This window comes from Bartonella sp. AP58NXGY, from assembly GCF_042195785.1.
GTDB lineage: Bacteria > Pseudomonadota > Alphaproteobacteria > Rhizobiales > Rhizobiaceae > Bartonella.
The window spans coordinates 1-841 of record NZ_JBHIOY010000173.1 but is presented as its reverse complement, the minus strand read 5'-3'; the positions used below and the strand labels follow the sequence as shown (position 1 = coordinate 841).

At 46.4% G+C, this 841-nt stretch carries 1 pseudogene; it reads left to right on the top strand.

Going from position 1 to position 841, the window contains the following annotated elements:
• Nucleotides 1-841: pseudogene (locus ACFINC_RS10260) on the top strand (filamentous hemagglutinin); the annotation flags it as partial.

The following is an 841-nucleotide window of genomic DNA, read 5'->3' as shown; positions in this document are numbered from 1 at the left end:
GGGCAGGGGCTGATATGGCGTTTGAAACGGGCGGTGATCTGATCATTGCTGGCACTGTTTTGTCTAGGGGCAATTTAAAAGCACATGCCGGTGGTGATATCAGGGCGTATCTTTTAGCCGGTGGGGTTGATATGGCAGCAACGGGGGCTGCTGGAAATCTTGTTTTGGGCAGCCATGGGGGTGTTGATCTCCAGAGTAGTCAAGGTGCGATTGTTGCTGAAAGCATTTATGGAGCGGGAGATATCACACTGGTTTCTCATAACGGGCTATCTGTTTCTCAAACAATCCTCTCTCATGATAATGTTGTCATTCATACACAACCTGATGCTGGAGTTCATTTTGGACAACTGATTGCTTATGGAAAGGCAGACATTGATGGTGGAGCGGTTGATTTTTCTTCGCTGATGGCGGGTGGAGATGCTGTTTTAAAGGGTGGCAGCCTTGATGCTGGCACATTGATGACAGGGTTAGATTTTGTTCGCTCTCAGGTGAGCCCTTGGAATCCTTCCGGTGCGCTTGTTTTTTATGATAAAGGTTCTCTTTCTATCACGGCACAAAGGGGGATAAAGGTTGGACATATTATCAGTGGTGAAAATATTGACCTTTTTGCTGGCAACGACATTTATTATGATCAGATCATAGGCTACGGCACAGCAACACTGACATCGGTATCAGGAGGGATTAGTGTTGAGAATGTGCTGTCTGTTCTGGGGGATGTGAGGTTGACAGCAAAGGTTCTCGATTTAAGCAATAATCGTTCTCATATTTACACGCCGCAAACGCTGTATTTAAAGGGGGATCATATTGATGTTTCGGGGAGCGCATTGACTTATGGCGGGTT